1 pseudogene is annotated in these 1,041 nt (G+C 41.3%); it reads left to right on the top strand.

What is annotated here, in order from left to right:
• Positions 1 to 995: pseudogene (locus QO187_RS13800) on the top strand (IS3 family transposase); the annotation flags it as partial.
• Positions 996 to 1,041 lie beyond the last annotated feature (46 nt).

Genomic DNA, 1,041 nt, shown 5'->3' with positions numbered 1-1,041 from the left:
CAATATGATCCTGAGCTTATGGCGCTGATAGAAGAGAATAAACAACTCAAGCGTAAGCTCAAGATAGCTGAAGAGGAGCGTGAGATACTAAAAAAGGCCACGGCGTACTTTGCGAAAAACGGTTAGTGAAGTACGCCTTTATCAAAGCCAATCAGCGACTCTTTAGTATTACTCGGATGTGTGCTGTTTTAGAGGTTCAACCATCCAGCTACTATGACTGGATAATTCGTGGTATCAGTGATCAGCAAATACATCGTAACCACTGCCTATTGCTGGTTAAAGCCGCTCATACTGAGACAAAAGAGCGCTATGGTTATGAGCGTCTACAAGCCCATATAACGGCTCAAGGGCATAAGATTAGCAAGTACATGATCAGAAGTATTAAAGAAGAGTATGCTATCAAATGCAAGCGTCATAAGAAGTTTAAAGTGACCACTAACTCAGATCACAATAAACCAATTTATCCAAACCTATTAGAGCAAAGCTTTGAAGCCAAACAGCCCAACCAAGCTTGGGTCAGTGATATCACTTATATCTGGACCTCTGAGGGTTGGCTGTACTTAGCAGGGGTAAAAGATATTTATACCAAAGAGCTGGTCGGCTATGCCATTAATAAGCGAATGACAGCAGATTTAGTCTGTAACGCGCTAAATATGGCGATTAGGAATAAGAAGCCCAATAAAGGCTTAATCGTGCATTCAGATAGAGGCAGTCAGTATTGCAGTCATGACTATCGCAATTTGATCGAACATCATAAGTTTAAAGGTTCAATGAGCCGTAAGGGCAATTGTTACGATAATGCCCCTATAGAGAGCTTCTGGGGCGTGTTAAAGAATGAGCTAGTGTATCACCAAGAGTATCAAACAAGGATGGAAGCCATTAGCGATATTGTTAAATATATTGAGCTTGAGTATAACCAGACTAGGATTCAAAAGAGTTTAGGCATGAAGTCGCCAAGACAGGTGTGGTTTGATCATTATCGTCAGGCCGCTTGATTAAAATCTCCCAAGTTTAGGTCTACGGATTTGACAGCATAGGTCA

Source organism: Psychrobacter sp. Arc9, assembly GCF_041431295.1.
Lineage (GTDB): Bacteria > Pseudomonadota > Gammaproteobacteria > Pseudomonadales > Moraxellaceae > Psychrobacter.
This window is presented reverse-complemented; position numbering and strand designations above follow the sequence as displayed.